25 protein-coding genes and 1 other RNA gene are annotated in these 25090 nt (G+C 60.0%); 12 read left to right on the top strand and 14 right to left on the bottom strand.

Going from position 1 to position 25090, the window contains the following annotated elements; genetic code table 11:
- Complete coding sequence (locus F3J08_RS11430) at window positions 1–630, top strand: hypothetical protein (protein WP_166930066.1); 630 nt, start codon at window positions 1–3, stop codon at window positions 628–630.
- A 792-nt stretch (window positions 631–1422) separates the two neighbouring features.
- Window positions 1423–2586, top strand: a complete 1164-nt coding sequence (locus tag F3J08_RS11425) for an iron-containing alcohol dehydrogenase (RefSeq protein ID WP_166930065.1) — start codon at window positions 1423–1425, stop codon at window positions 2584–2586.
- 26 nt (window positions 2587–2612) lie between these two features.
- Here the strand turns inward: F3J08_RS11425 and F3J08_RS11420 are convergent, their stop codons facing one another.
- On the bottom strand, window positions 2613–3791 hold the full coding sequence (locus tag F3J08_RS11420) for a M20 aminoacylase family protein (protein ID WP_370458719.1): 1179 nt from the start codon (window positions 3789–3791) through the stop codon (window positions 2613–2615).
- 48 nt (window positions 3792–3839) lie between these two features.
- On the opposite strand from F3J08_RS11420, the gene F3J08_RS11415 reads away from it, so the two are divergent.
- Window positions 3840–3995, top strand: a complete 156-nt coding sequence (locus tag F3J08_RS11415) for a hypothetical protein (protein ID WP_166930062.1) — start codon at window positions 3840–3842, stop codon at window positions 3993–3995.
- Between the two features lie 28 nt (window positions 3996–4023).
- Here F3J08_RS11415 and F3J08_RS11410 read toward each other — a convergent pair whose 3' ends face one another.
- The 10 genes from F3J08_RS11410 to efp form a co-directional block, all read right to left on the bottom strand.
- Window positions 4024–5382 carry an NCS2 family permease gene (locus F3J08_RS11410; RefSeq protein WP_166930060.1) on the bottom strand — a complete coding sequence of 453 codons (1359 nt, stop codon included), beginning with the start codon at window positions 5380–5382 and terminating at the stop codon, window positions 4024–4026.
- A 201-nt stretch (window positions 5383–5583) separates the two neighbouring features.
- The gene (locus F3J08_RS11405) at window positions 5584–6891 is read right to left on the bottom strand and encodes an ectonucleotide pyrophosphatase/phosphodiesterase (protein ID WP_205206957.1); all 1308 of its coding nucleotides are present in this window, start codon (window positions 6889–6891) and stop codon (window positions 5584–5586) included.
- Window positions 6892–6900: 9 nt separating this feature from the next.
- Window positions 6901–9003 (bottom strand): AsmA family protein, encoded by a 2103-nt coding sequence (locus F3J08_RS11400; protein WP_166930059.1) that lies wholly within the window; start codon window positions 9001–9003, stop codon window positions 6901–6903.
- Between the two features lie 214 nt (window positions 9004–9217).
- Window positions 9218–10726, bottom strand: coding sequence for a glycosyltransferase family 2 protein (locus F3J08_RS11395; RefSeq protein ID WP_166930057.1), 1509 nt, complete (start codon window positions 10724–10726; stop codon window positions 9218–9220).
- Between the two features lie 57 nt (window positions 10727–10783).
- Window positions 10784–12586 (bottom strand): translation elongation factor 4, encoded by a 1803-nt coding sequence (lepA, locus tag F3J08_RS11390; protein ID WP_023979824.1) that lies wholly within the window; start codon window positions 12584–12586, stop codon window positions 10784–10786.
- Between the two features lie 106 nt (window positions 12587–12692).
- Window positions 12693–13700, bottom strand: a complete 1008-nt coding sequence (locus F3J08_RS11385) for a peptidoglycan -binding protein (RefSeq protein ID WP_122040484.1) — start codon at window positions 13698–13700, stop codon at window positions 12693–12695.
- Window positions 13701–13715: 15 nt separating this feature from the next.
- On the bottom strand, window positions 13716–14888 hold the full coding sequence (locus F3J08_RS11380) for a flagellar motor protein MotA (protein ID WP_166930056.1): 1173 nt from the start codon (window positions 14886–14888) through the stop codon (window positions 13716–13718).
- A complete protein-coding gene (locus F3J08_RS11375) occupies window positions 14885–15757 on the bottom strand; it encodes a hypothetical protein (protein WP_122040482.1) in 873 nt (290 codons plus the stop codon). The genes F3J08_RS11380 and F3J08_RS11375 overlap by 4 nt, the downstream gene beginning before the upstream one ends.
- Before the next feature lie 148 nt (window positions 15758–15905).
- Window positions 15906–16736, bottom strand: a complete 831-nt coding sequence (locus tag F3J08_RS11370) for an inositol monophosphatase family protein (RefSeq protein ID WP_023979274.1) — start codon at window positions 16734–16736, stop codon at window positions 15906–15908.
- Window positions 16737–16849: 113 nt separating this feature from the next.
- Entirely contained in the window at window positions 16850–17416 is a 567-nt protein-coding gene (gene efp, locus F3J08_RS11365; protein ID WP_023979275.1) for an elongation factor P, read from the bottom strand.
- Window positions 17417–17601: 185 nt separating this feature from the next.
- On the opposite strand from efp, the gene F3J08_RS11360 reads away from it, so the two are divergent.
- Entirely contained in the window at window positions 17602–18534 is a 933-nt protein-coding gene (locus F3J08_RS11360) for a DNA/RNA non-specific endonuclease (protein ID WP_166930054.1), read from the top strand.
- Here the strand turns inward: F3J08_RS11360 and F3J08_RS11355 are convergent.
- Window positions 18520–19608: a lysine-2,3-aminomutase-like protein gene (locus F3J08_RS11355; protein WP_166930053.1), complete on the bottom strand. Its 1089-nt coding sequence runs from the start codon at window positions 19606–19608 to the stop codon at window positions 18520–18522. The genes F3J08_RS11360 and F3J08_RS11355 overlap by 15 nt on opposite strands.
- Window positions 19609–19660: 52 nt before the next feature.
- Here F3J08_RS11355 and epmA point away from each other — a divergent pair, with 52 nt between their 5' ends.
- The 3 genes from epmA (at window position 19661) to F3J08_RS11340 (ending at window position 21872) form a co-directional block, all read left to right on the top strand.
- Window positions 19661–20644, top strand: a complete 984-nt coding sequence (gene epmA / locus F3J08_RS11350; protein WP_166930052.1) for an EF-P lysine aminoacylase EpmA — start codon at window positions 19661–19663, stop codon at window positions 20642–20644.
- Window positions 20645–20757: 113 nt separating this feature from the next.
- Window positions 20758–21174, top strand: coding sequence for a hypothetical protein (locus F3J08_RS11345; protein ID WP_370458718.1), 417 nt, complete (start codon window positions 20758–20760; stop codon window positions 21172–21174).
- Window positions 21175–21338: 164 nt separating this feature from the next.
- On the top strand, window positions 21339–21872 hold the full coding sequence (locus F3J08_RS11340; RefSeq protein WP_166930050.1) for a fasciclin domain-containing protein: 534 nt from the start codon (window positions 21339–21341) through the stop codon (window positions 21870–21872).
- Here the strand turns inward: F3J08_RS11340 and F3J08_RS11335 are convergent.
- Window positions 21841–22431, bottom strand: a complete 591-nt coding sequence (locus tag F3J08_RS11335) for a thiamine phosphate synthase (RefSeq protein WP_166930049.1) — start codon at window positions 22429–22431, stop codon at window positions 21841–21843. The two genes, F3J08_RS11340 and F3J08_RS11335, sit on opposite strands and share 32 nt — an antisense overlap.
- Before the next feature lie 28 nt (window positions 22432–22459).
- Window positions 22460–22870 (bottom strand): hypothetical protein, encoded by a 411-nt coding sequence (locus F3J08_RS11330; protein WP_166930047.1) that lies wholly within the window; start codon window positions 22868–22870, stop codon window positions 22460–22462.
- A gap of 70 nt (window positions 22871–22940) precedes the next feature.
- Between F3J08_RS11330 and F3J08_RS11325 the strand changes: the two genes are divergently transcribed.
- The 5 genes from F3J08_RS11325 (at window position 22941) to F3J08_RS11305 (ending at window position 25050) form a co-directional block, all read left to right on the top strand.
- A complete protein-coding gene (locus tag F3J08_RS11325) occupies window positions 22941–23150 on the top strand; it encodes a hypothetical protein (protein ID WP_205206955.1) in 210 nt (69 codons plus the stop codon).
- A gap of 2 nt (window positions 23151–23152) precedes the next feature.
- Window positions 23153–23494 carry a cell division protein ZapA gene (locus F3J08_RS11320; RefSeq protein ID WP_122040474.1) on the top strand — a complete coding sequence of 114 codons (342 nt, stop codon included), beginning with the start codon at window positions 23153–23155 and terminating at the stop codon, window positions 23492–23494.
- A 10-nt stretch (window positions 23495–23504) separates the two neighbouring features.
- Window positions 23505–23661, top strand: a non-coding RNA gene (gene ssrS / locus F3J08_RS11315) — 6S RNA.
- 1 nt (window position 23662) lies between these two features.
- The gene (locus F3J08_RS11310; RefSeq protein WP_240149310.1) at window positions 23663–24238 is read left to right on the top strand and encodes a 5-formyltetrahydrofolate cyclo-ligase; all 576 of its coding nucleotides are present in this window, start codon (window positions 23663–23665) and stop codon (window positions 24236–24238) included.
- A complete protein-coding gene (locus F3J08_RS11305) occupies window positions 24235–25050 on the top strand; it encodes a TIGR00282 family metallophosphoesterase (protein ID WP_062165411.1) in 816 nt (271 codons plus the stop codon). Before F3J08_RS11310 ends, F3J08_RS11305 begins: the two co-directional genes overlap by 4 nt.
- Window positions 25051–25090: the final 40 nt, after the last annotated feature.

The raw sequence follows: 25090 nt of genomic DNA, 5'->3' as shown, positions 1-25090 counted from the left end.
ATGCTGGGTGTGTTGGCCGGGCTGGAGGCTGAAGCACGCCTGATCAGGCCCCATGTACCGCAGTCACCCGTTGCGCTCAGCGGGGCGACGCGTGAGGGCGCTCTGCGCGGGATCGATCGGCTGCTGGCCGCAGGGGCGACGGAATTGCTGTCTTTCGGTTGCGCGGCGGGTCTGGCGCCCGATCTGATGCCGGGAGCGATTATCATCCCGCAATGGGTGATGGTCGACGGGCAGCGCCTCAAGACCGATTCCGGGCTTTCACGGCAATTGGGCGTGGGGCGAGACGGGGTGCTGCATGGCGGTATCTTGCACAGCGACACGATTGTTGCGACCGCGACCGAGAAAAACAGCTACCATGCCCAGACAGGCTGCCTGGCTGTCGACATGGAGAGCGGCCTCGTGGCGCGTACTGGCCTGCCTTTTGCCGTGCTGCGCGTGATCTGTGATGATTCCAGACGTGATCTGCCGCCTGCAGCGCTGGATGTGCTTGACGGAGGGCGTATCTCTCCCTTGCGACTGCTTGCCAGTCTCGGGCGACAGCCAGGGCAGATACCGGCCTTGATGGCGCTCGGACGTGACGCGGCGAAAGCGCGGCGGGCCATGGCAGGATTTCTGTCCGGCCTGTCCTGAGCAGATCTCGTCGCCAGACAGTGCGATCTGCATGGAATATTGGTTTACTCGCTATGAGTCATCAGGGCCCAAGGTATGGGATATGCCCCTACAATAAATAATTGTATAGTTTCCGAGTGTGAAATAATTGGAAACAAACGTTAAGGGTGGCGATACCGGGGAAGTTTTGCATCACGCTCCCGGTATCACCACCCTTATGAACGATAATACTATGGCCGAAAATAGGCGCTGATTTGTATAGGCCCCTTTTTTCGGGGTTTTTCGCACCGTTTCATTAGAGCGCTCTATCCAGAAAAAATCAGGTTACGATAATATCGGTTTGGGGACAGCGCATCGGATTACCGATGCCCCTGCATCGTCTCTCACCGGCGCTGAGGGGCAAGTGCCACGATACGCCTTGTGCATCAGCGTCAGCAGGCCATGCTCATGGCATCTTTTGGGTCGCCCGTTGCATTCTGGAAGTCCGTCAGGTCTCATTACGGTTAAATGTGTTATAGATAACAAAATAATGAGATATGTCTGTTTCGTCTGGCCCCCAACTCGTCGCACGTGTCATGGTTCTCTCATGGAGGGATGATCCGGCGTCCGGGCTGGACGTGATCGGATTGCCCCACGGCTGCTGTAACGTCACAGGTCATCCGGGCCTTTGACCGAACATGCCGATGAAAGTTGGGCAATGTCATGTCCCTGTATGTCGGGTAAGGCCGACAGCTTCTGGGGAGGGCTGTAAGGCTCGTCATGCAGAACAGTCGGGACAGTTCAGGGCCGCTTTCAAAAAGGGAGAAATTCCTGATGAATATGCCTGCATTCTGCTTTCAAACCGTACCGACAATCAGGATGGAATGGGGAGGGATCTCTGGCCTCGGGCAGGATCTCAAAGGCAGGTTTTCTGTGGCCTCTGTGCTTCTGGTGACGGATCGCGGTCTGGCCCGTTCAGACTTGCTGGAGCCTGTTATCGCGTCTCTGTCTGCCGCCGGTCTGAAGATCACGCTGTTTGATGGCGTCGTTGCTGATCCTCCCGAGTCCGTATTGCTGGAATGTGTGGCCGTCGGTCGAAAGGCCGCAGTGGAACTGGTACTGGGGTTGGGCGGCGGGTCATCGCTCGACGTTGCCAAGATGGCTGCGGTGCTGCTCGGCACGACCCATCAGCCTCTTGCAGACATGTACGGTGTGGATCGTGTCGAGGGCAGGCGGCTGCCTCTCGTCCAGGTGCCCACCACTTCCGGGACGGGGTCAGAGGTGACGAATGTGGCAGTCATCACCCTTGATGGAACGAGAAAGAGCGGTGTGGTCGCGTCGCAGCTTTTTGCCGATTTTGTGCTGCTCGATGCGGAACTGACACGCGGTCTACCGCCTCTCCAGACGGCGGCGACCGGACTGGATGCGATGGTCCATGCCATAGAGGCCTATACGGGCAAACGACGCAAGAATCCTGTGTCGGATCATCTCGCCCGATCGGCCCTGCGCTTGCTGGGTAGAAATCTGGTTACAGCATGCCGGGAACCCGATAATCGCCCTGCACGCGAGGCGATGTTGCTCGGCGCAATGCTGGCCGGTCAGGCCTTTGCCAATTCACCGGTTGGTCTCGTTCACGGCATGGCTTATCCGCTTGGCGGGTATTTCCATGTGCCGCATGGTTTGTCCAACGCACTGATGCTTGCTCATGTGCTCCGGTTCAACATGCGCGAAGCGGCCGGGCTCTACGCTGAACTTGGCGATGATCTTGGTGTGACGCAGGGCGGTACGCCCGCCGAAAAGGCAGAGACATTCATTCGCTTCATGGAAAATCTGATGGATGAAACTGGTCTGCCGCGTCGTCTGCGCGATGTCGGGGTCACCGAGGAGTCGCTGCCCTCTCTGGCAGCGGATGCGATAACCCAGACCCGTGTTCTCGTGAACAACCCTGTTCCGATCACCGAGAATGAGATGATCGGGCTGTATCGTCAGGCGTTCTGAAAAGCGCAGAAATCTTGCTCTGTGCCTCAGGCGGCCGGAGCGAGATAACGTTCCACGAGGCCGATGAAGAGTGCTGCACCGGGGAGGATGTTGTCGTCGTTGAAATCGAACCCGCCATTATGGAGCGGGGTGCCGTTGCACCCCTCGGTACCATTGCCGATGAACCAGTAGCAGCCATTGGGATGCGCCTGCAGCATGAAGGCAAAATCCTCGCTCCCCATGAAGGGCGGGCTGTCATGGCAATGATCTGCCCCGAACAACGCGGCGGCGGTGCTGCGGGCAAAGTCGATGGCCTTGCCGTCATTGATTAGCACAGGGCTGCCATTCAGATGCTCGACCACGGCCGCGCAGTCATTGGCGGCTGCCGTGTTGGTGGCAATGTCGGTAACGCGTTTGAGAACCAGCTGGCGGACTTCATCTGTCATGGTGCGGATGCTCAGAAGCAGCTCGGCCTTGTCAGGGATGACATTGGCCGCACTGCCGGAATTGAGCGCACCAATCGTCACCACGGCAGGCGCAAAGGGATCGACATTGCGCGAGACGATGCTTTGCAGGGCCAGCACCAGCTGGGCAGAGGCGACGACCGGATCATGTGACTTCTGGGGGAAGGCACCATGACCGCCCGTACCCTTGAGCGTGATGCGCACGGTATCCGACGACGCCATGCTCGCATTTTTGTGGAAATAGAAATTACCGCTGGGGTAGCCAGGCATGTTGTGCTGGGCAAACAAGATATCGCAGGGGTATTTCTTGAACAGCCCGTCATCGATCATGCGGCTGCCGCCACACAGGAGTTCTTCGGCAGGCTGGAATATCAGATGAAGAATACCATCGAAGGGCTTTTTCTCGGCAAGATAGCGTGCGGCGCAAAGCAGCATCGTGGTGTGGCCATCATGGCCGCACATATGGGAAACGCCTGACTGGGCGCTCTGCCAGGGCAGACCGGTCTTTTCGAGAATGGGGAGTGCATCCATCTCGGCACGCAGCCCGATAACCTTGTTGCTGGTTCCATTGCGCAGCGTGGCGACAAGACCGGTACCGGCAAAGCCGCGTTCGATCGTGTAGCCCCATGACTGGAGCTTTTCAGCAACGATATCGCTGGTGCGTTTTTCATCGAAACCGAGCTCAGGATGAGTATGCAGATCATGCCTTAGGGCAATGAACTCATCCTTGAATGACGCAAGATCCTTGAGAAGGGTAGACACTGTGGCAGCCTCTTTCATTCATGCGGGCCTCTGGCAATGGGGCCCTGCTTGACTGAGTCAACGATTATCGAGGCGGAGTGGTTGGCGCTGGCGGGGTATCACAAGATGACGATCCGCAAGTCTGTGCCGGTTTCCCGTGCCGACCAGAAGGTCAGGGGCACGGCACACACAGCCCATTCTGTAGATGGGCTGTGTGATGGTTGAAGGCCAATGGCTCGTCGCGTCTGGTTATTCAGCCCTGACCGAGCCCCGTTCGGCTGATCAGGATGAGATAGAACAGGAATACGGCATCGAGCCCGAGCACCATTGGGGTGAGGCGGACAAACTGACGCGTGACGACGAGCATGAGGGAGTAGAACAGCAGCCCGAGAGCAAGGCTGATCATGAAATTACCGGTGAGTACGGCAATGAGCAGCATGAAGGCCGGTGTCAGCAAGGCCTCTTGCGAATGGTTGGCGGCCTGCCCCAGAGCAGAAAGCATCGAGAGGCCGACGAGGATGAGCACCGGTGCGGTAGCCTCGGGGGGAATCATGACGATGAGCGGCCAAAGCACAGAAGAGGCAGCGAAAAGCAGTGCCACGACCAGCGCTGTCAGCCCTGTACGACCGCCAGCCTCCACCCCCACAAGGCTTTCCACATAGGCCGAGACCGTGCTGGTGCCGAGTGCCGAACCGATGATGCTGGCAGAGCCGTCAGCCGCAAAAGCGGCGCGCCCCAGCAGGGTGGTGCCATCAGGTTTTGTCAGACGTGCCCTGTTGGCGACACTGTACATGGTGCCTGTCGCATCGAAGAAATCGCTGATCAGAAAATAGAGCGTGATGGGCAGCAGCAATTCGAGATGGGAGAAGAAATCTCCGAAGTTGAACGGGAAAAGCAGGTGGGTGGGATAATGCGGCCATTCGACCACCTGGCCTGGCAGGCTTGCCATAGGATGGCCGTTCTTGTGCACGAACAGGCTGACAAGTGTGACTGCCAGAATGGTGATGAGCATTCCGGCGGGGACGCGCATTACCATGAAAACACCGGCCAGAAACACGCCGAACAGGGTCAGCAGCACTGAAGGGTCGCTGAGGGCGCCAAAATGGAATCCATCGCCTGCCGAGACGGCAAGCCCACCCGTCACCATGCCGATACGGGCAATGAAGATCCCGATAGCGACCTGGATGCCGAGCACGATCGGTTCGGGAAAAGCCTGGATGATGCGATGCCGGAGTTTCGTGACGGATAGCGCGGTAAAGGCCACGCCTCCGAGCAGCACGATGGTGAACGCCGTGCGCACATCGACATGCATCTGTTTGACTACGATCTGGGCAAAGATCGCATTGCTGCTCATGGCGGGGGCCAGCGCAATGGGCATATTGGCAAACAGGGCCATGAGCAGCGTGCCGCAGATGGCTGCGGCGATGGTGGTCATGATCATGTCATGCTGGGCAAGCCCGGCATTGGCCATGATGGCGGGGTTGACCGCCATGATATAGGCCATGGCACCGAATGTCGTGAGACCAGCCAGCACTTCACGCTGAATGGTCGAGCCGCGCTGACCGATACTGAAGCGACGTTCCAGCCAGGAGGAAAAGGGAGAGGCAGACACGTAGGGCGGGCTCCGGGCAGGAAAGGGGCGTCGCGTTCTTCTAGGTGGGCAGGGGGCGTGACGACAAGGGGTATGAGGCGTCTCTCCCCGGTTCCTGCATCATAACCGGCGCATCCTGTTTCATCTCACGGCCGGGATGCCATTTAGACAGGCAGACCGGCGGGCCGGTAGCCCGCTAGCAGGACGGTTTGACGAGCGAAGTTACTGGATCGCGCGATAACTGTCCCTCAGGCCGCTCTGCAAGGGGGTGAGCGTGCCATCATTGTTCTCAGGCAGCAGGCCAAGAAGCATCATGACCAGTGGATAGACATCAACATTGTCGATGGTGGGCAGGGTCTTGTGCGGAACGAAGGCCGGGCCTGCTGCGATGAAGGTGGCCAGCATGTCCGGGGCCTGGTTGTCGTAGCCATGCCCGCCCTTCGAGATATGATCATGGGCATCGCGGGCAAGCGTCCAGCCATTTTCAGCCAGGCAGAGCCAGGCAGGTACGCGTGGATTGGTGCCGTAATGCAGCCGGGGCGGGATCTGGGCCTTGGGCCAGCAGGTTACATGCTCATGAGGCGCGGACAGGGCGCGGGCAAGCTCGCGTTCATGCCCCGGAACAGGATTGATGCCGGCATAAGGGCCTGCTGTGACTACGTTCATGGCCTGTGCCGGCGCAAGAGCGGCAAGGGATATGACGCGTTGAGGGCTGAGCGCCGTCATGCCGTGATCGGAAACGATAATGAGATTAGCCTGGACGTGACGTTGTTTCAGGCCTGCGATCAGGACTCCGAGCGCGTCATCGACTTCATGAATGGCCTGTCTCGTTTCGGGCGCAAAGGGGCCATCTACATGGCCGTGATGATCGACCCCGTCGAAATAGAGCAAAGACAGGGCCGGGCGCTTTTCAGCCGGGCGGTCGAACCATGAAAGGACTGTTCCGACGCGCTCCGCCGGTGTGATCTTGTGGTCGAAATGGTACCAGATTTCGGGGCGCGTGTTGAGTATGGGGACATCCGAGCCTGGCCAGAAAACAGAGGCACTCATCAGACCATGCATCTGGGCGGTGACCCAAGCCGGTGTGCCGTTATTCCACCATCGTGGATCATCGACGCCGGTATGATGCCCCACACTGAAGGTCTCGCCGGGAATATCCGGGTCGGTCATGGTGTTGCCAACCACGCCGTGATGGTCCGGGCGCAATCCAGTGACCAGCGTATAGTGATTGGGGAAGGTGATTGACGGGAAGGAGGGGCGCATGGGCGCGAACACCCCCTCGCCGGTCAGACTGTCCAGCACCGGCGTGTCGCCATGATGGAGATAATCGGGCCTGAAGCCGTCGATTGAGACCAGGATAACGGGTGGCAGGCCGCTCTGGGTGTCTGTCTTGGCAGGTGTGGCGGGAGCCTCGCAGCCAGCCAGACATAACAGAGCGGTGAGGAACAGGGATTTGCGCGCCATCCATGCAGACTGGCAGGATGGCGCTTGTTGATCAATCGTGATGATGCGGGTGACGCCCGATATCACGCCCCGGTCTCAGTTCTGCTTCAGGCGTTCCTTCCAGACAGAATGGATCTGCTTGCGGCTCAGCTTCTTGCCCTGGGGCTGGGACGCGGGGGCATTGGGCTGGACGGTTGCAGCGCCAGCGCCGGTCGTGCTCCCCGGCTTGATTCCGGCAGCCGGGTTGGCATTGGCCTGACCCAGCGCATCCTCACATGCGCTGCCCTTGCCAACACCGAACTGAATAGTGGGCAGGAGGGCCGCCGGAGGGAAGGCGATGGCCAGTCCAGCCGTGGCAGCGGCACGACCGATGATTTCGGCTCCCGGCATGATGGTGGGGCTCTTGAGCGGGCCGCTGATATTCACGCGTCCGGGGAACGAGAGGATGTTGAACGAGGTCGAGCGGGTGGTGACGTGATAGTCCAGCGTCTCGTTACGCAGATTGACGGTGCCGCCACCCAGCGTGCGGGTATTGTTTGTCATGAGCAGCAGGGAGTTGGTGCTCAGGATACCCTGACGCAGAGGCATGTCAGCAATGAAGCATTTCAGGTCGGAGCGCTGGGGGATGCCGAGTGCCGAAAGAATGGCACTGCCCACCTTTAGCCCCATCAGGTCGGGCAGAAGCGCAGAGACATCACCACCATGATCGACCACCAGCGTGACGCCACCATCACCATGACCCAGAAGCGAGGCAATGGAGTTGCCGGTTGCGGCGAGGGTGATATGGCCACCAAGCGTGCCCTCACCCTTGAAGGTTTCTGTGGCCTTCATCAGACGCTGGATCGACAGGCGTGACACGTCGACCTTGAAATGGGTCTTGAACTGGCCATTCGGGGCGGGATCGAGAGCACCGGACAGGCCCAATGTACCGTTGCCCACGGCGAAATTGAGCTTGTTGATCGTGATTGCACCATCCTGCACAACGATATCGGCAAGAATATCGTCGAGCGGCATATCCTTGTTTTCGATATGGTCGCCCTTATAGACGAGATGCGCATTGACCGAGTTCAGCTTGGGGACGTTGATGGGCGTCGAGGGAAGGATACGGTCGCTTGTCGTAGCCTTCTTGCTCTCTTCATTACCTGGCTTGGCTCCAATGAACCCGCCGAGATCCTTCAGATCCACATTATGCGAATGCAGGTTGGCATCGACCGTGATGGGCTTGGTCTGAGGATCGACAGCAATCGTGCCGCCGATATCCGATGAACCCATCTTGCCGGCAAAATTGGTGAAGCGGATATGGGCCGCCGTGTAATCGAGATTACCTGAGATGCTGTAGGATGGCGTCTGCGGGATGGGAATTCCCGTCAGGGCGTAAAGCAGCGACATGTCGGGACCTGCGAAATGCAGGACGAGTTTCGTGCCCTTGAAATGCAGGGGATCATCAACCGAGCCACGGAGCGTGACGTAGGTAGGTCCGTTTTCCAGTCGGGCATCAATAGGATAGGGACGCGTGGAATTGGTGAGCGTCAGGAGCGAGCCACCTACGATATGGCCTGAGATCGGTGCCTGCGCATAGCGCCCCTTCAGATCGACGACGATGGTACCATCCTGATCACCCTTGGCCGGCGTCGTATGAAGCAGGACATGCATATCCGTCTTCAGCTTGGCCATGGCGACGCGGATATCACCATCAGTGATCGTTACTGTGCCGATTTTGGGAAGAGGGGTGGATTGCTGCGGCGATGCGGGCTCGGGCTTGGCGTTCGGATCGGTGAACGTATAGTTGTTGCGCCCGTTGGCCAGAGCGACGATATCGCCCTTGGGCGTGTCGAGCGCGATCAGAGGCACCTCGAGCCCTTTATGGGTAATGTAATGCCAGACATTGACGGCCACCGTCGCTTTTTTTGCGCTGGCAAACAGCTCTTTCTCTGACTCGAAACCTTCAGGCTGATGGATCTGGAGGTCATCCACCGCGACTGCTGTCGTCAGGCCAAGTCGGACATGCAGGTGGGCAATGGTGACGGGGCGGTGCAGGGCCGCGCTGGCACGTCGGTTGACCAGGGGTACGAACCAGTCCCAGTTCCACAACAGAATGAGCAGCACGAGGATGACTGCAAGCGCGCCCGATATGATGGCAAGCGCCCTGCGCACAGGGCGTCGCCGTGGCGGGTTCGGGGGGTTTCCGGTTTCTGCCACGGTCTGTGCCTTTCTGCTGCCTTCGGACGCGGGTGCAGACAGGGCGGGGTCCAGGTTGGAAGCAGGAACACATACTGTGATGTGTCCGGGACGCCGCCCCAGTCTGGGGGTATCCCTAAATTACGAGATTGGCTTGTAGGAGTTCCTGATCAACATTGTCTCGCGAATGTCACATGTGACTGGGTGACAAGGTAGCGTCCCTTTGCCGCGTCCCTCAGCTATGGGCGAGCCAAGGGGGCACGAGACCAGCATACTTGCTTTGCAGCAACGCCCGTTTGGGTGCAGGCAGGTGGGCAATAGCGCAGGCAAGTGCGTCTGCGTGGGGCGCACGCAGCATATCGAGGCCAGCACAGAAATCATGCAGCGTGTCACCATGACTGCGCAGCGCAAGGTAAGGTTGGATACGTGCGATCACAGATCGGTCCGGGGTGATCGGTGCAGGGTGCAGGCGCTGTGGCGTTTGCCCATCAAGCGAGAGAGCGCCGTGTTCATCACGTGCCAGCCACTGCATACTGGCTGGCAGAAAGAGGGCTACCCCCTCGGCTTCAGCAGCAGTGTCATCGACGTGCACCGGTATCCAGTGCGTCAGGAAGGCCCCAAGGGGGCCCGATGCGTCGGCCGCTGTAGCAGGCAACAGCAAAAACGCGTTCGGCTGGATGCGGAGGTTTTCCTGTCGGGCCAGGGTGTCTTCCATAACCAGGAAAACCTGGTTTTCTTCATCGGTGCCGGAGGACGAGAATGCCAGACGCCTCGTTTTGCTGTCGTATATCAGCGTCTCATCTGCCGCTGTGGAGAGAGAGGCAAATCGCAGGGGGCGGGGTGAAGGCACACTCTGATGGCTGCGCACCGTAAGGGGCGTGTCAGGGACAAAGCTCAGGCTGTTTTCCTGAATGTCCTGGCGCATGCGCCAGTAGAGGGAGTCCAGTATGGCGCGCCCAAGGCGTGCGGCGTAAGCGCGCGTCGCCTCCATGAAACGTGCCGACTCACTATCCTGTATTTCATTGCGGTTGAAATGGGACCACAAATCCGGGGCAGTCTGACCGGAAGATGTCAGCTGCGCGAGGCGATTGGTGTAACGGGTCAGATTGCGTGTGACATAATGCAGGATCCGGGCACCATTCCAGTCTGCCGGCGTGTCTGTTTCGAAGAAATCACCGTTGGCGCGCAGATAATTCTCGGGGGCGATGGTCCAGTGACACCCGTCGATGAATTGCCCGTTGAATATTGAAGGACGAATGAAAGACTTGCCCAGATTGTGGTCTGCAAAATTCAACGCAGCACGTCGCGTGTAAGCGGCAGGCGGGGCTTCTGTGGGACGAGTGACGTGACCATTCGAGCCAAAGATCGACCAATGCAGCATGATCCCATCGGCATGGTCGAAGCGTGACAGGAAAGTGCCTATGTCCGGATCGCTTTCCGGGCAGACATACTCGTCGATCTCAAGACAGATCACCCAATCGAAACGGTTTCGGCAGAAATCGATCGCCAGGCCATAGGCGTCTGAGCGGCGCTCGGCATAGGTGGCGTTATCGGTAATCTGGCTGCGTTGAACCTCTACCGGAAAAATAGCTGCCGCCTGTTGCACGACTTCCCAGGTGCCATCCGTCGAGTGATCGTCAATGACAATCAGCTGGTCAAATCCGACGGCCAGATGGTGGGCAATCCACCAGCCGATATCGTCCACATCATCCTTGACGAAAACGATCGCAGCAGTGGTGGCCATGGGGAAGTCCTTCTTTTTTGTTATTATTCCGGTGCTCCACGTAGGGGCCGGGGGGTCTCAGTCCATCTTCAGTGCGGCAAGGAAGGCGCTCTGCGGGATTTCCACCTTGCCGAACTGACGCATGCGCTTCTTGCCTTCCTTCTGCTTCTCGAGAAGCTTGCGCTTGCGCGAAATATCGCCGCCATAGCACTTGGCCGTCACGTCTTTCGAGAGGGCACCCAGCGTCTCACGCGCAATGATGCGTGAGCCGATGGATGCCTGAATGGCGATCTTGAAGAGCTGGCGGGGGATCAGATCCTTGAGCTTGCCGCAAATGGCACGGCCACGCGTTTCAGCGACGCTGCGATGGGCAACGAAGGCGAGGGCATCGACGGGTTCCTGATTGACCAGAATGGAGATGCGCACGAGATCGCTCTCCTCATAGCCATCGATCTGATAGTCGAAGCTGGCATAGCCGCGTGTGAGTGATTTCAGGCGGTCGTAGAAATCGAACACCACTTCGTTGAGTGGCAGGCGATAGACGGCCATGGCGCGGTTGCCGACATAGGTCAGATCCATCTGGATGCCGCGACGCTCGCTGCAGAGTGTAAGCACGCTGCCGAGATATTCGTCCTGCACCAGAATGGTGGCCTTGATCCAAGGCTCCTCGATTTTCTCGATCTTGCCGGGGTCGGGCATGTCTGCCGGGTTATGCAGATCTTCCTGCGTCCCGTTGGTCAGGTGCATCTTGTAAACCACGGACGGCGCGGTTGCGATCAGGTCGAGATTGAACTCGCGCGACAGGCGTTCCTGGATGATCTCCAGATGCAGCAGACCGAGGAAGCCACAGCGGAAGCCGAAGCCAAGGGCCGCCGAAGTCTCTGCCTCGAAATGGAACGAGGCGTCGTTCAGGCGCAGTTTGGCGAGCGAATCGCGCAGCTTCTCGAAATCATCGGCGTCGATGGGGAAGAGACCGCACCACACCACAGGGATAGAGGGCTTGAACCCGGCCAGAGGCTTGTCGGCAGGGGTACGATCGAGGGTGACGGTATCACCCACCGCCACATCGGCCACCGTCTTGATGGCGGCATTGATATAGCCCATCTCGCCCGGGCCAAGGGTTTCGACCGCGGTCATCTTGGGCAGGAACACGCCCACCTGATCGACGTGATAGGTCGAGCCAGCCTGCATCATGCGGATCTTGTCGCCACGCTTGAGCGTGCCTTCCATGATACGCACAAGAATGATGACGCCGAGATACGGGTCATACCAGCTATCGACCAGCAGGGCCTGAAGCGGCTTGCTGGCATCGCCCTTCGGCGGGGGCAGACGTGTCACGAGGGCTTCAAGCACACCTTCGATGTTGAGGCCTGTCTTGGCCGACACCTCGACAGCGTCATCGGCCGGGATGCCGACTACTTCCTCGATCTGGGCGCGCACGCGCTCGACATCGGCGGCAGGCAGATCGACCTTGTTCAGAACAGGGACGATCTCGTGATTGGCGTCGATCGCCTGATAGACATTGGCCAGCGTCTGGGCCTCGACGCCCTGGGAGGCATCGACCACTAGAATGGAGCCTTCGCAGGCGGCAAGGGAGCGGCTGACCTCATAGGCAAAATCGACATGGCCCGGCGTGTCCATGAGGTTCAGGATGTAGGTCTTGCCATCCTTGGCCGGGTAGGTCAGACGCACTGTCTGCGCCTTGATGGTGATGCCGCGCTCCTGCTCGAGCTCCATATTGTCGAGCACCTGCTCCTTCATTTCTCGTGCCGTGAGCGCACCGCAGGCCTGGATCAGACGGTCAGCCAGCGTGGACTTGCCGTGATCGATATGGGCGATGATCGAGAAATTGCGGATCTGGGAGAGGGGCGTGCCGGTCATGGCGCGATACATAAGCGATTGCGCCGTTCTTGTCATTGGGGAGAAACCGCCGCCATACGATTTCTCCCTGACGTTTCATTGCCTGTTCAGGGCTGCTTTGAGGGCTTCAGCGATCCGTCAGGCGGAATTCGATGCGGCGGTTACGGGTGTAGGCGGCTGCCGTATTGCCTTGGTCGAGCGGCTGGTAATCCGAAAAGCCGGTCGCTGCGAGATGATGCGGGTCCACGCCCTCGCGGATGAGCACCTTGACCACGGTGATGGCACGTGCGCTCGACAGCTCCCAGTTGCTGGGGAAGGCAGTATGAATAGGCTGCTTGTCGGCATGGCCATCCACGCGCAGAATCCAGGGAATATCGGTGGGGATCTGGCTTGAGACCTGCTTGAAGGTATGGGCCAGCGCCGCGATTTCCTTTTCACCCTCTGGCGTCAGATCGGCGCTGCCCTGAGGGAAGAGAATGGAGCTCTGGAAAACAAAGCGGTCACCAACGATCTCGACGCCTTTCTGGTTTTTCAGGATATCCTGAAGGCGACCGAAGAACTCCGAGCGGTAGCGCTTGAGCTGATTGACCTTGTCGGCCAGCGCCACGTTGAGCTTGTTGCCCAGATCCGTGATCTGCTGATCGCGTGCCGTGACATCTTTTTTCGCGATATCGAGGGCCTGGCCGATGGCAAGCAATTGCTGGTTGAGCTGTTCGAGCTGTGATTTGAGTTCGGCAATGGTGGCCTGATCGGATTGCGTGGCCTGACCGGCAGCAGCGAGCGCCTGCTCCTTTTCGGCAATGGTGCCATTCAGCGTGGCAAGCTGCTGTGTGAGCACATCAGCCTGACGTTTGGCACTGTCGCGATCGGTCGTGAGGCTCGCCACCATCGAGCTAAGCTGCGTGTTCTTGGCCTCTGTCATCGACAATGTCTGTTGCAGGGCAGCAAGTTGCTGGCGCAGGGCATCGAGCGAGTGGGTGCGTTTGCTCAGGGCCACGGACAGGAATTGCTGGCCCAGCACAAAGACCAGCAAAACGAAGGTGACCACCATGAGCAGCGTGGAGAGGGCGTCCACATAGCCGGGCCAGGCATTGAGTTCTCCGCCGTGGGAGCTGCGTCTTGAGCGTCGTGCCATGAGATCCGCCTCGCCTTATTGCGCCGAAGGGGGAACGACCGTTGATCCGCCGGGGCTGGTGGCAGCGATGGTGCGCGCCAGAACGCGCAGATCATTGCGGATCTCGCCAGCCATCTGGGCACGGCCGCTGTGAAGCTCGTCGATCAGCCGTACGATATGGCCCTCGATTCGGCTGAACTGCTCGCGACTGTCCTTCGCATCGTTGAAGGCTGCCGTGCCGGGTGTTGCGGCCTCGCCGACATGCTTGAGGAACGGACCAAGGAGAGCCTGCCCTTCCGCGACACGGTTCATCATCTTCTGGTTCGACTGGAGCAGGTCGGTCATGGCCTTGAGGCGCTCCTGCAGCCCGTCCATGACCTGAAGCTGCTGCATGCGGCTTTCCTCGCTGCGCGAGACGACATTCTGCAGGGTTTCGAGATTCTCGGCTGTCTGTTCCAGCAGGGCCTGCACATAGGCGGGCACGGAGGCATCGCCCCCTTCGATCAGGGTGCCGCCCTGCTTGGTGATACCGACAAGCCATTCCTCGACTTCATTGAAGAACCGGTTCTGGGCCTGACCGGCATTGAGATCGAGGAAGCCAAGGATCAGCGCTCCGGCAAGACCGAACATCGAGCCCGAGAAGGCGGTGGACATGCCCTTGAGCGGCTCGGCGAGGCCGGTTTTGAGCTGGCCGAACATGGCGTCGAGATTGCCATCGCCTACGCTCATGCTGCCAATCACCCCGGCAATGGAGCTGACCGTGAGCAGCAGGCCGTAAAACGTGCCAAGCAGGCCCAGATAGATGAGCAGGCTGGTCATGTAGCGCGAGATATCGCGGGATTCGTCAAGGCGGCCCGAAAGACTGTCGAGCGTGGCCTGAGCCGACTGGTGCGACAGGCTCAGCCGACCTGTCGCCGTGCGGGCCGCGAGATTACGCGCCAGCGCCCCAAGCAGGCGAGGGGGCTGGGGCTGGGCGAGGCCGGTGCGGTTCACACGCAGCTGATCGACCCACTTCACCTCGGGCATCAGACGCAGCACCGTGCGCAGATTCCACAGGATGCCAATGACCAGCACACCGAGAATCAGCCCATCCAGCGCCGGATTGGCAAAGAAGGCGGCATAGAGCGTCTTGCTGAGCAGGGCCGCTACGGCGGCAACGAGGACCAGAAAGATCCCTATGCGCAGGAGGTAAAGGGTCGGGCGGGTCATGGCGTTGGGGTCCTCGATGCGGTTCCGAACTGGGCTTCAGAAATCGGGGCCGGTACGGCACCCTCGGCGATGATGTCGAGACGGTCTGCCGGTGCCGTGCCGGGCTGGGCCAGACCGGTGGCGCGCGGATAGATGCGTGTGGTGGCCACGCCTTCGCGTATCAGGATGGAGCGCACGACCAGTGCGCGGGCAAGCGCAATACGGCGCGGGGTGGAAAGATCCTCATTTGTGCCGCTGGCCGAGGCCCAGAGCGTGATACGCAGGGTGGGCTTGCCTGCCAGCATCCTGGCTTCGTCGCGCACGGCATCGATCATGGCCTGACTCATGCCGCTGCTATTGGCATCGAACAGCACACGCAGGCCGTTTGCCTGCTTCTCGACCTTGCCCTTCGATGCCGGGTCGGGCTTGACCTCCTCCGGCGGGACAGGGGGATGGGTCGGTACGGTCACGCCCGGTGGCGGAATGACAACGGGGCGCGGGGGCTGGGCGGGAACATCCGGCGGTGCGCCGACGCGCTGTGCTGCAGGGGCACGGGGTGTTGCGGCCGGTGCACTCTTGCCGGGCAGATTGCTGTTGGGTGCCTGGGGTGCCGGGCTGGTGGCCGAGGACGTAGCCGGGTGAGATGAGGCAGATTTGCCCTTGGTGGCGGAACTTGTATCCGCTTTGTGCGCGCCCTTGTGGCCTGCCTTCTCGGTTTTGCCTTTGGAGGCTTTCTGTGGGTTCTTCTGAGGTGCTGATTTCGCCGCAGGCCTGGCTGCAGGGATGGCATCATCATTGGAGGTGACCTGCGCCTGTACAGGCATCGCGGTCAGCAGGGCAGCCGGAAGACCGGCCGAAAACAGGAGGGAGAGGAGGATCGGCCGTTTCATGACGGGGTGATCCTAATCGCGCTCCCCCCGCGCTAGCAATGGGGAATGAGATCTCGTTATCCCGATGGTTCCCACGCTATCCGGTTTTATTTGCGGAATGACCGGTTTTCGTATCCTGCCCGCGCCGGAGCGGGGGCAGGCTGGGGGTTCAGGCCTTGCGGGTCAGGGCGTCGAGCACGATCTTGCGGATCGGACCATGCAGGTGGCCGTTACCGGCGACCAGCGTTACGTCATTGTCGAGATCGGTGATTTCCAGACCTTCCGGATCGGTCACGTAGCCACCAGCCTCGCGCACGATCAGCAGACCGGCCGCGCAATCCCAAGGCTTGAGGCCGATTTCCCAGAAGGCTTCATAACGACCGGCAGCAACCCAGGCGAGGTCGAGCGCTGCGGCACCGAAGCGACGGAAACCTGCGACATGGGGCATAAGTGCCGCCAGTGTGCGACCGAACGGCAGACGGCGATCGGCCGGTGTCTTGGCGAAGGGGATGCCGGTAGCAATGAGCGATTCGGACAGGTCACGACGTGCCGAGACGCGAATACGACGCTCGTTCAGGAACGCACCAATGCCCTTCTCTGCCCAGAACATCTCATTGGCGGCAGGGTTATAGACCATGGCAGCAGCGATTTCGGTCGAGCCATCGGGATGGCGACGCTGCAGGGCGATGGAAATGGCCCATTGCGGAATGCCATGCAGGAAGTTCGATGTGCCATCGAGCGGATCGACGATCCAGCGCCATGTCCAGTTCTCACCGCCCGAATTGCCGCTCTCTTCCATCAGGAAGGCGTAGCCGGGGCGAGCGCGGGCGAGTTCCTCACGGATTGTCTGTTCGGCACGCAGATCGGCCTGCGAGACGAAGTCACCGGGGCCCTTGATGCTGACCTGAAGCTGCTCGACTTCGGCGAAGTCGCGAAGGAGGCGCTTGGCTGCTTTTTGCGCAGCATTCTGCATGACGGTCATATGCGGCGAGAGACGCATGGCAATAATCCTGATGAGAAACTGTGAAAGAGCAGGGTAGTCGTATTGAGGCCAAGCCCGGCAGGCGGCCTTGCGGGGGTGCAGCGTGGCTGCGCCCCCGTTTCAGAAGGTGATCAGGCCTTGGCGCGTTCGACGTAGGAGGCGTCGTCCGTGCGGACAACCACGCGCTCGCCGGCTTCGATGAAGGGCGGTACCATGGTCTTGACGCCATTGGACAGCATGGCGGGCTTGTAGGACGAGCTGGCCGTCTGGCCCTTGACCACAGGATCGGCCTCGGTGATTTCGAGCGTGACGTGCGGCGGCAGGGAAACGCCAACCGGGTCGCCTTCAACCAGTTTCACGTTCAGTTCCATGTTGTCCTGCAGGAAGGGCAGCTGGTCGCCGAAGATGTCCTTGTGCAGCATCACCTGCTCGAAGGTTTCCGGGTCCATCAGGACGATGTTGTCACCATCCGTGTAGGAATAGGTGTAGTCCTTGTCTTCCGTCATCAGGCGCTCGACGGTGTCGGCGGTGCGCCAGCGCTCATTGGTCTTGTTGCCTGTGTTCAGGTCGCGCATTTCGACCTGGATGAAGGCGCCACCCTTGCCCGGCGTGATGATCTGCTGCTTGAGAACCGTCCAGCGACGACCGTCATGCTCAATAACCTGTCCGGCGCGAATCAGGTTTGCCTGCTGCTTCATGGAAGAAAGATCCCGGGAATCGTGATGTGGATACGACGGGTCTGTGCCGCCGTGAAAGGCGGGGTTCTAACGAAGCGGGCGCTCAAGAGCAAGCAAGATGCATGGTCTGCCCTCCGGGATGCCGCTCTGGAGGCGATGTGTGCGATCTGGTTGTGCATTTGCAAAGTGACAGCTAGAGCGCAGCCATGCGGTTTCGATCTTCTTGCGTGTTTGCCCTCTCCGGGCTGGGTCTCGTTTTCTGGGGCGGCTCTGGTCTTTCGGGTTTTCCCGGCCTGTCGCGTGCCTATGCCGAGGCTCCGGTTTCGGCTGGACAGACGCCAGGCACGGTTGCGTGTGCGGCAGATTTCTCCGGTGGAATTGCGCCGACCCTGACGGCACCCGCACCCACAACGCGCAATACGTTTCTGTGCAACACGGATTTCGCTGTTCTCGTGTCCGGGGTCACGCATGAGCCTGTCTGGGTGGCAGAGCATCTTACGCGTGATGAGATACGCCACGCCCAGCATCAATTGCGCGAGGGCAAATTTCACGAGGAAACACGCCAGCCGGAGGCAGACAGGGCCCGTCTGGTCGACTATCAGCGGTCCGGGTTCGACCGCGGGCACATGATGCCGAGCGGGGATGCTCCCAGCCGGGTATCACAGCAGGAAACATTCTCGTTAGCGAACATGGTGCCGCAGACACCTGACCTCAATCGCGGCCTCTGGGCCGGGGTCGAGAAGAAGGTGCGCGAGCTCGTGCTTTCAGAGGGCGAGGCCTATGTCGTGACGGGGCCAGCCTATCGTACGCAGACCCCTGCCCATATCGGACCCGGTGAACTGCCCGTGCCGACCTCGACATGGAAGGCGGTCTATCTGCCGTCCCGTCAGGCGGTGACGGTCTATGTGTGCAAGAACACTCTCTCGCCATCCTGCACGCAGGTTCCTGTTGCGACGCTGATCAGGGTGACAGGGGTTGACCCGTTTCCGACCTTGCCAGCCTCGATGCGTGAAACGATCACCCGCATGGCCGATCCCGAGACGCAGCCCTATCGTGTCTCTCCTGCACTTCGCCGTCTGACAATGCGGGTGCTCAAGGGGCTGATAGGCGAGATGTTCTCCGGTTCATCCCCGCTCTGACGGGATGGCGGGAAGCGTGTGTGTGTTGCCCGCCGGGTCCTGCACGGCGCCGGGCTGCGTCTCGGGGTGGTAGTAATCCGGCCCTAGCGGCACCTTGCCCGCACCGCCCGGGATATCGAGCACGTAGGTTGGCCAGGCGAGGCCTGTCACGCGGCCGCGCAGGCGGGCCAGCAGCGCACGTCCCTCATCGATCGGCACATGGAAATGAGAGGTGCCGGGGGCAGGGTCGAGCTGATGCAGGTAATAGGGCTTGATGCGGGCGGTAACGAACGCACGAAGCAGGGCCTCCAGTGCTTCCTCGGTGTCATTGACACCACGCAGCAGGACCGACTGACTGAGCACCGGTATGGCGCGACTCTGGATCTGCCGTATGGCGGCTCGAGCCTGAACCGTCATTTCGCTTGCATGGTTGGCATGGAGCACGATCCACAGGGCGCGATCGGTTTCGAGAGCATCCAGCATGGCCGATGTAATGCGTGCGGGGTCGGCCACAGGCACACGGCTATGGATGCGGATGGTCTGGATATGGGGCATGGCCGACAGCGCCTCGATGATATGGCGCAGTCGACGCGGGCTCAGCATGAGCGGATCCCCACCCGTCAGAATGATTTCGCTGATGGCGGGGTGATCGGCAATCCAGCCCAGTGCCGTGTTCAGTGCCTCATCTGAGAGGAGGCCGCCGTCCGGCCCCACATGCTCGCGCCTGAAGCAGAACCGGCAATAAAGCGGGCAGACCAGCAATGGCTTGAGCAGCGCGCGATCGGCATAGCGATGAACGATACCCGGCACGGGAGAAAGGGCGTCATCGCCAATCGGGTCATGCAATTCCCATGGGGCGGTCTGAAGTTCGGCAGGGGTCGGGACAACCTGCCGCCCGATTGGATCGTCCGGATGGTCGATCAGATCCAGAAAGGCCGGCGGGATGGCTGTGGCGAACTGATTGGAGAGAGCCTCAAGGGCCGCCGCCTGATCCGGCGGAACGAGTCCAAGCGCAATCAGCTGCGATGGCGTGCGCACGACAGGGCGTGGCCCGGCGTGGCGCGGTTCGGCGGGGGGATTGACCTTTTCTGGCATCAGGGGGCTGTACTTCAGGCAAGACTGTTTTCGCAACCGGAGAGCGCATATCATGGCGGGACGAAACGCAATTTCAGACAGGCTGCCGCTTTTGCAGCGTCGCGCCCTGCTGCAACGTGGTGTGCGTGCCTTTTTCGACGCCCGTCATTATCTGGAGGTGGAGACACCATGCGCGGTGCCTGTGCCGGGTGAGGAGGTGCATCTGCGCTGCTTTCGCACCGAACTCGAGCGACCCGATGGCACAAGGGAGCCGCGCTTCCTGCACACCAGCCCCGAATTTGCGATGAAGCGCATTGTGGCGGCTACCGGGCTCGCCATTTTCCAGCTCGCGCGTGTCTGGCGCAACGGTGAGCAGAGTGCCTTGCATGCGCCCGAATTCACCATGCTGGAATGGTACAGGCCTGGGGCAGGGCTCAGCTCCTTGATGGATGAGACAGAGGCATTGTTGCGGCATTTGCTGCCACCCACACTGACTTGTGGCGATACCACGCTCAGACTCGACGCGCCTTTCGAGCGACTGACGATGGCCGAGGCGTTCAGGCGCTATGTCGGTGTCGATCTGCTGGGTATTGGCAATGATGCCGCCCGTCTGGCGCAGGAGGCTGGTACGGTCTTGCGCGTCGGCGAGACATGGGAGGATCTTTTCTTTCGGCTGCTGCTGGAGCGTATAGAGCCGCATATCGGGCGTGATCGACCGACTTTCCTGACGCATTGGCCTGCGGCGCAGGCAGCGCTCTCAAGACGTGACCCCGAGGATCCGCGCGTGGCGCTGCGCTTTGAGCTTTATGCCGCGGGAATTGAGTTGGCCAATGCCTTTGAGGAGCTGACTGATCCGGTGGAACAGCGCGCGCGCTTCATGCTGGACAGGGAGCGGCGGATTGCTCTGGCACCGGATCAGGATTGGCCGCTCGATGAGGCTTTTCTGGCTGATCTGGTCGAGTTACCGCCGTGCAGTGGTATTGCGTTGGGGTTTGACCGGCTTGTGATGCTGGCAACCGGCGCGCCGCGCTTGTGTGACATTGTGTGGTTTTCTTAAACCTTATGATAGCCATGCACCTTTTTGAGGGGCAGAATCGTTCTCATGGCCTAAAGTGGCGTCAGCTTCGAACTGATCCGGCAGGCGGCTTCAGCTTCGGAAAGGGTATCAGGATGATGAAGAAAACAGTTTTTCTGTCGTTTGCTGCGCTGCTGACCCTGTCGGCATGTGACGTTCCGACCGTTCAGCAACGCAAGGTGCTGGATTCCATGATCGGCAAGAGCGATGTGGATGTGTTGCGGACTTTCGGCGTTCCCACGCGCACCTATCAGGCCAGTGGCCATGACTTCCTGGCCTATATCGATAACGAGACCAATTACTCGCCCGGCACCGGTGGCTGGGGCTGGGGCTGGGGTGGCGGCCCATGGGGCGGCTATGGCGGCTGGGGCGGCGGCTGGGGTGGTTATGGCGGCTGGGGCGGTGGCTTTGGCGGCTTCCCGCCCAGCTATTATAATACGACCTGTCAGACGACTTTCGAGCTGACCAATAGTCGTGTGGTCGGCTGGACCATGCGTGGAGATGGATGCTGAACCTTATGTCGCCCACTAAAACAAGAATAATAAAAACACGAGTGTTGGGCGGGGCATTGATGACCCTCGCTCTGGCAGGATGCGAGAGCAGGGCCGCCCAGGACCCTTTGAGCATCAAGGGTTCATTGACAGCCGTGCAGATGCCGGCTGTCAGCAGCAGTCACATGTATCATGCTTCGACCAAGAGCGAGACATCGAGCCCGGTTGCCTATGAAGAGCCGCCGTCTTTCTCGTTCAGCGACAGACCGCTGCTCGATAACATATCGGCGTCTCTGGAACTGGCCGATTATCGCAAGGCCCTGCGTCAGTCGGCCATGTTCGCCCGACTGGGGCGCAACGGCCCCTTTACAGTGTTTGCCATTCCCAACGAGCCCTTCGAACGCTATGCGGCGCAGGTGCCAGGTGGGTTGATGAGCCCCCAAAACGCGGTGACGCTGCGCCAGATACTTGGCTACACCATTTTGCGGGGCAACTGGTCACCTGCCAGACTGAATGCCAAAATGAAGCGGTCAAAAAGTGATCGTATTGCTTTGAAAACACTCAGTGGTGACACGCTGACCGTGCAGCGCGATGCGTCGAGCGGGCAGCTTACATTGATGAACATGACAGGTCGTGTCGCCAGGATCTGGCTTAATGGCGCCCCGCAGTCCAACGGGACGCTTTATATCACCCAGGATATTCTTCCGCCGCGCGGCTGACGATATCGCTCAGTCTCGCCCCGGCTTCGTCGGCATCGACGAAGCTGAGGGGGACGGCGAGAAAATCGACATTGGCCTTGAACATGGCGAGAGCCTGTTCCCTTGTCTCAATGTTCTCAGCAATAACCGGCAATTCCATCATCTGTGACCACCATGCAGCCAGGTCAGGCGCATTGGGTGCGATGGCGATATAGTCAGCGCCCAGTTCGCCCGCGCTCATGGCTTCGTCACGGCTTGTGCCACAATAGACACCGAGTTGCAGGTCGCGCCCCAGTTCCTCACGGGCGGTCAGGCATTGAGCCGGGCTGCTGGTAAGGTGCACACCGTCGCAACCCAGTTCATGCGCCAGAGCCGGGAGGTCGGTCAGGATCAGGGCCGTGCCATTGGCCTGCACGGTTTCGCGAATAGCGCGCACACAGCTTCTCGCACGTGTCTCATCGGTTGTGGACAGACGCAGGGCAGCTGGCGTCCAGCGTTCGAGCACTTTCGCCAGGTCGGCCAGCTCACGTGACGGGTCGAAATCCGGCATCGTGACCAGATAGAGTTCGCAAGGCAGCATGATGGAAATCGTCCGTCTGATAGGGCGCTCAGGAGTCGGGCGCGAGGTATTTGTGAAGTTGATCAATTCGGTAAGCGTTATGAGGCGGCCTGCCAAGAGTGAGAGAATCCGGGCGCTTTCGCAGGATATGGGCGTTATGCAGGCGGGCGATCTCTGACACGGTTTCGATGGAGGGGGTATTGGCCGTGCACACCACCCATTTTTGTCCCTCCCGCAAGGCGCAGGCCGCGAGCGAAGCGGCATAGCCTGCATCGAAGATCGTAGGAACATCGAGGCATTCAGTCAGGGCACGCCACCACGGAAACCCCATGATGGGCCCGAGGCCCTCACCGGATATGACTGCATAGGGGACGCTGGAACCCAGCTGACCAAGCAGCGGAAGGAGCGACGCATCCGGAAGAGCAACAATTTTGTGCGGGAGGCGATCCACCGGCTTCATGCTTGACCTTGTGACATTATGAGGGCTTCTCTAGCACAAGCAGAAACCCTGTGTGGATGATGAGGCCATTTTGACGGATCAGATCGATAGCGCCACAGGACAGGCGAGACCTGAGGACCGGATCGAGCAGGCGCTCGACCGCATTGCCTATGCCCTGCACCATCCACGCGCGAACGAGCAGGAACCGATGGACTGGCAGCCCCTTGCGGCCAACATCGAGGCGCTGCGACTGCGCGTGCGGGACATGATCGATTATCTGGGTGACGAGGAGGCAGCTTAGTCATGGCGCAGGTTTCCATTCGTCTTAACGGCTATTCCTATACGATCGGGTGTCAGGATGGCGAGGAGCGCTATCTTCAGGATTTGGCCCGGCAGGTTGAGCGGCGTATCGATCGTGTGCGCGGGCTTGGCACACAGGGCGGGGAGTCATGGACACTCGTCATGGCGGCGTTGTTCATGGCGGATGAACTGCATGATCTGGCCAAGGAAATTCTGCCGACCACCACGAATGAGCGCGTCCAGCGTGCCGAGCGCATCATTGCCGAGAATGAATCACGCGAGCAGAAGCTTAATTTGCTGGCTGAACGGGCCGAAGGCATTGCAGCCGAGCTGGAGAGTGCCTAGTTAGTGTCGGGTGGGACTGCCCGGTACGTCAGGCAACTCAACCCCTGGGCCGATAAGCACTTCCTTAGGGAGCTGGCTCTGTCGTGATCGTGGTCATGATATCTGGCGCCCACCTGCGTGAGCAGGTCCGGGAGGGCTGAAAGACCGACGGCCATGGTGGTTCCACACATGAATATCGATCAAGAAAAGCAGGATCTGCGCCGCATCATGCGACAGCGACGGATCGAACGCCCCATCTCCCCTGCTGAAAACACGGCTCTCAACGAGCATCTCGCCCTTCAGATTCTGGCTGAGCCAGATCTTGGCCGGGTCGGTTGCGTCTGGCCCCTCCCTGGTGAGGCGGACCTGCGGGCCTTATGCCATCTGCTCTTTAACGCCGGGCGGCATGTGCTGCTCCCTGAGACAACGCCCAAAGGAGAGCCTCTGCTGTTTCGACGGTGGAGGCCGGATTGCGAGATGGTGGCGGGGCGCTTTGGAACACACCATCCCGATGGCGATTACGATCGCCCTGATCTCGTGCTGGTGCCGCTGCTGGCGTTTGATCGGACCTTCAATCGCCTGGGCTATGGGGGAGGGTATTACGACCGTACTCTCGACGCGCTGAAATGCAGGGCGTTCGGCTTTGCGCTGTCATGGCAGGAAGTGGCTTCGGTACCTGTGGGTGTGCATGACGAGCCCCTCGACCGGATCGTGACGGAGCGGGAAATTATCAGACAACAGGCCGGGGAAGGCAGAGCAGGGTGAGACTACTTTTTCTTGGGGATATTGTGGGGCGTTCGGGCCGTGAGGCGGTCATGGCGTGTCTGCCGGCGTGGCGTGAAACCCTGAAGCTCGATGTTGTGGTGGTGAATGGCGAAAACGCCTCGCATGGCTTTGGGCTCTCGTCTGCCATTGCCACCGATCTGTTCAAGGCCGGGGTCGATGTGATCACGCTGGGAAACCATGCCTGGGACAAGAAGGAGCTGCTGCGCGAGATCGACTCGGAGCCGCGTATCATTCGGCCGCTGAACTTCCCGCCGGGTACGCCGGGGCAGGGGTCCTTCGTGATCGTGCTCCCCAACGGGCGCAAGGTGCTCGTGATCAATGTCATGGGGCGTCTTTTCATGGACCCGCTTGATGATCCCTTCCGGGCCGTGACGGAGTGCCTGTCGCGCCACAAGCTTGGCATGACCGCCCATGCCATCATCGTGGATCTGCATGCCGAGACAGGAAGCGAGAAAATGGCGTTTGGTCATTACCTCGATGGCAAGGTCTCGCTTGTGGTGGGTACGCATACCCATGTGCCGACGGCTGATTATCGTATCCTCTCGAAGGGGACGGCGTATCAGACCGATGCAGGCATGTGCGGCGACTATGACAGTGTGATTGGCATGGGCAAGGAAGCCTCGCTTTATCGCTTCGTACGCAAGCTGCCGGGTGAGCGCCTGCAACCGGCCGAGGGTGAGGCAACCGTGTGTGGGGTTTTCGTCGAGACGGATGACCGGACGGGTTTGGCGGTGAGGATTGAGGCGGTTCGCGTTGGTGGTCATTTGAGTCCTGCGTTTCCTGTGGTGTGAGTTTTTTCGTTTTTTTTGGACTTTTTTGGTTTGGATTGGG

This window comes from Asaia sp. As-1742, assembly GCF_011753235.1.
GTDB lineage: Bacteria > Pseudomonadota > Alphaproteobacteria > Acetobacterales > Acetobacteraceae > Asaia > Asaia bogorensis_B.
This window is presented reverse-complemented; position numbering and strand designations above follow the sequence as displayed.

What these genes read in the sequence shown, in the direction of transcription:
- F3J08_RS11430 (WP_166930066.1), top strand. Translation starts at nt 1, where the DNA reads ATGCTGGGTGTGTTGGCCGGGCTGGAGGCTGAAGCACGCCTGATCAGG.
- F3J08_RS11425 (WP_166930065.1), top strand. Translation starts at nt 1,423, where the DNA reads ATGAATATGCCTGCATTCTGCTTTCAAACCGTACCGACAATCAGGATG.
- F3J08_RS11395 (WP_166930057.1), bottom strand. Translation starts at nt 10,726, where the DNA reads ATGGCCACCACTGCTGCGATCGTTTTCGTCAAGGATGATGTGGACGAT.
- lepA (WP_023979824.1), bottom strand. Translation starts at nt 12,586, where the DNA reads ATGACCGGCACGCCCCTCTCCCAGATCCGCAATTTCTCGATCATCGCC.
- F3J08_RS11385 (WP_122040484.1), bottom strand. Translation starts at nt 13,700, where the DNA reads ATGGCACGACGCTCAAGACGCAGCTCCCACGGCGGAGAACTCAATGCC.
- F3J08_RS11380 (WP_166930056.1), bottom strand. Translation starts at nt 14,888, where the DNA reads ATGACCCGCCCGACCCTTTACCTCCTGCGCATAGGGATCTTTCTGGTC.
- F3J08_RS11375 (WP_122040482.1), bottom strand. Translation starts at nt 15,757, where the DNA reads ATGAAACGGCCGATCCTCCTCTCCCTCCTGTTTTCGGCCGGTCTTCCG.
- F3J08_RS11370 (WP_023979274.1), bottom strand. Translation starts at nt 16,736, where the DNA reads ATGCGTCTCTCGCCGCATATGACCGTCATGCAGAATGCTGCGCAAAAA.
- efp (WP_023979275.1), bottom strand. Translation starts at nt 17,416, where the DNA reads ATGAAGCAGCAGGCAAACCTGATTCGCGCCGGACAGGTTATTGAGCAT.
- F3J08_RS11360 (WP_166930054.1), top strand. Translation starts at nt 17,602, where the DNA reads ATGCGGTTTCGATCTTCTTGCGTGTTTGCCCTCTCCGGGCTGGGTCTC.
- F3J08_RS11355 (WP_166930053.1), bottom strand. Translation starts at nt 19,608, where the DNA reads ATGCCAGAAAAGGTCAATCCCCCCGCCGAACCGCGCCACGCCGGGCCA.
- epmA (WP_166930052.1), top strand. Translation starts at nt 19,661, where the DNA reads ATGGCGGGACGAAACGCAATTTCAGACAGGCTGCCGCTTTTGCAGCGT.
- F3J08_RS11345 (WP_370458718.1), top strand. Translation starts at nt 20,758, where the DNA reads ATGATGAAGAAAACAGTTTTTCTGTCGTTTGCTGCGCTGCTGACCCTG.
- F3J08_RS11340 (WP_166930050.1), top strand. Translation starts at nt 21,339, where the DNA reads ATGTATCATGCTTCGACCAAGAGCGAGACATCGAGCCCGGTTGCCTAT.
- F3J08_RS11335 (WP_166930049.1), bottom strand. Translation starts at nt 22,431, where the DNA reads ATGCTGCCTTGCGAACTCTATCTGGTCACGATGCCGGATTTCGACCCG.
- F3J08_RS11330 (WP_166930047.1), bottom strand. Translation starts at nt 22,870, where the DNA reads ATGAAGCCGGTGGATCGCCTCCCGCACAAAATTGTTGCTCTTCCGGAT.
- F3J08_RS11320 (WP_122040474.1), top strand. Translation starts at nt 23,153, where the DNA reads ATGGCGCAGGTTTCCATTCGTCTTAACGGCTATTCCTATACGATCGGG.
- F3J08_RS11310 (WP_240149310.1), top strand. Translation starts at nt 23,663, where the DNA reads ATGAATATCGATCAAGAAAAGCAGGATCTGCGCCGCATCATGCGACAG.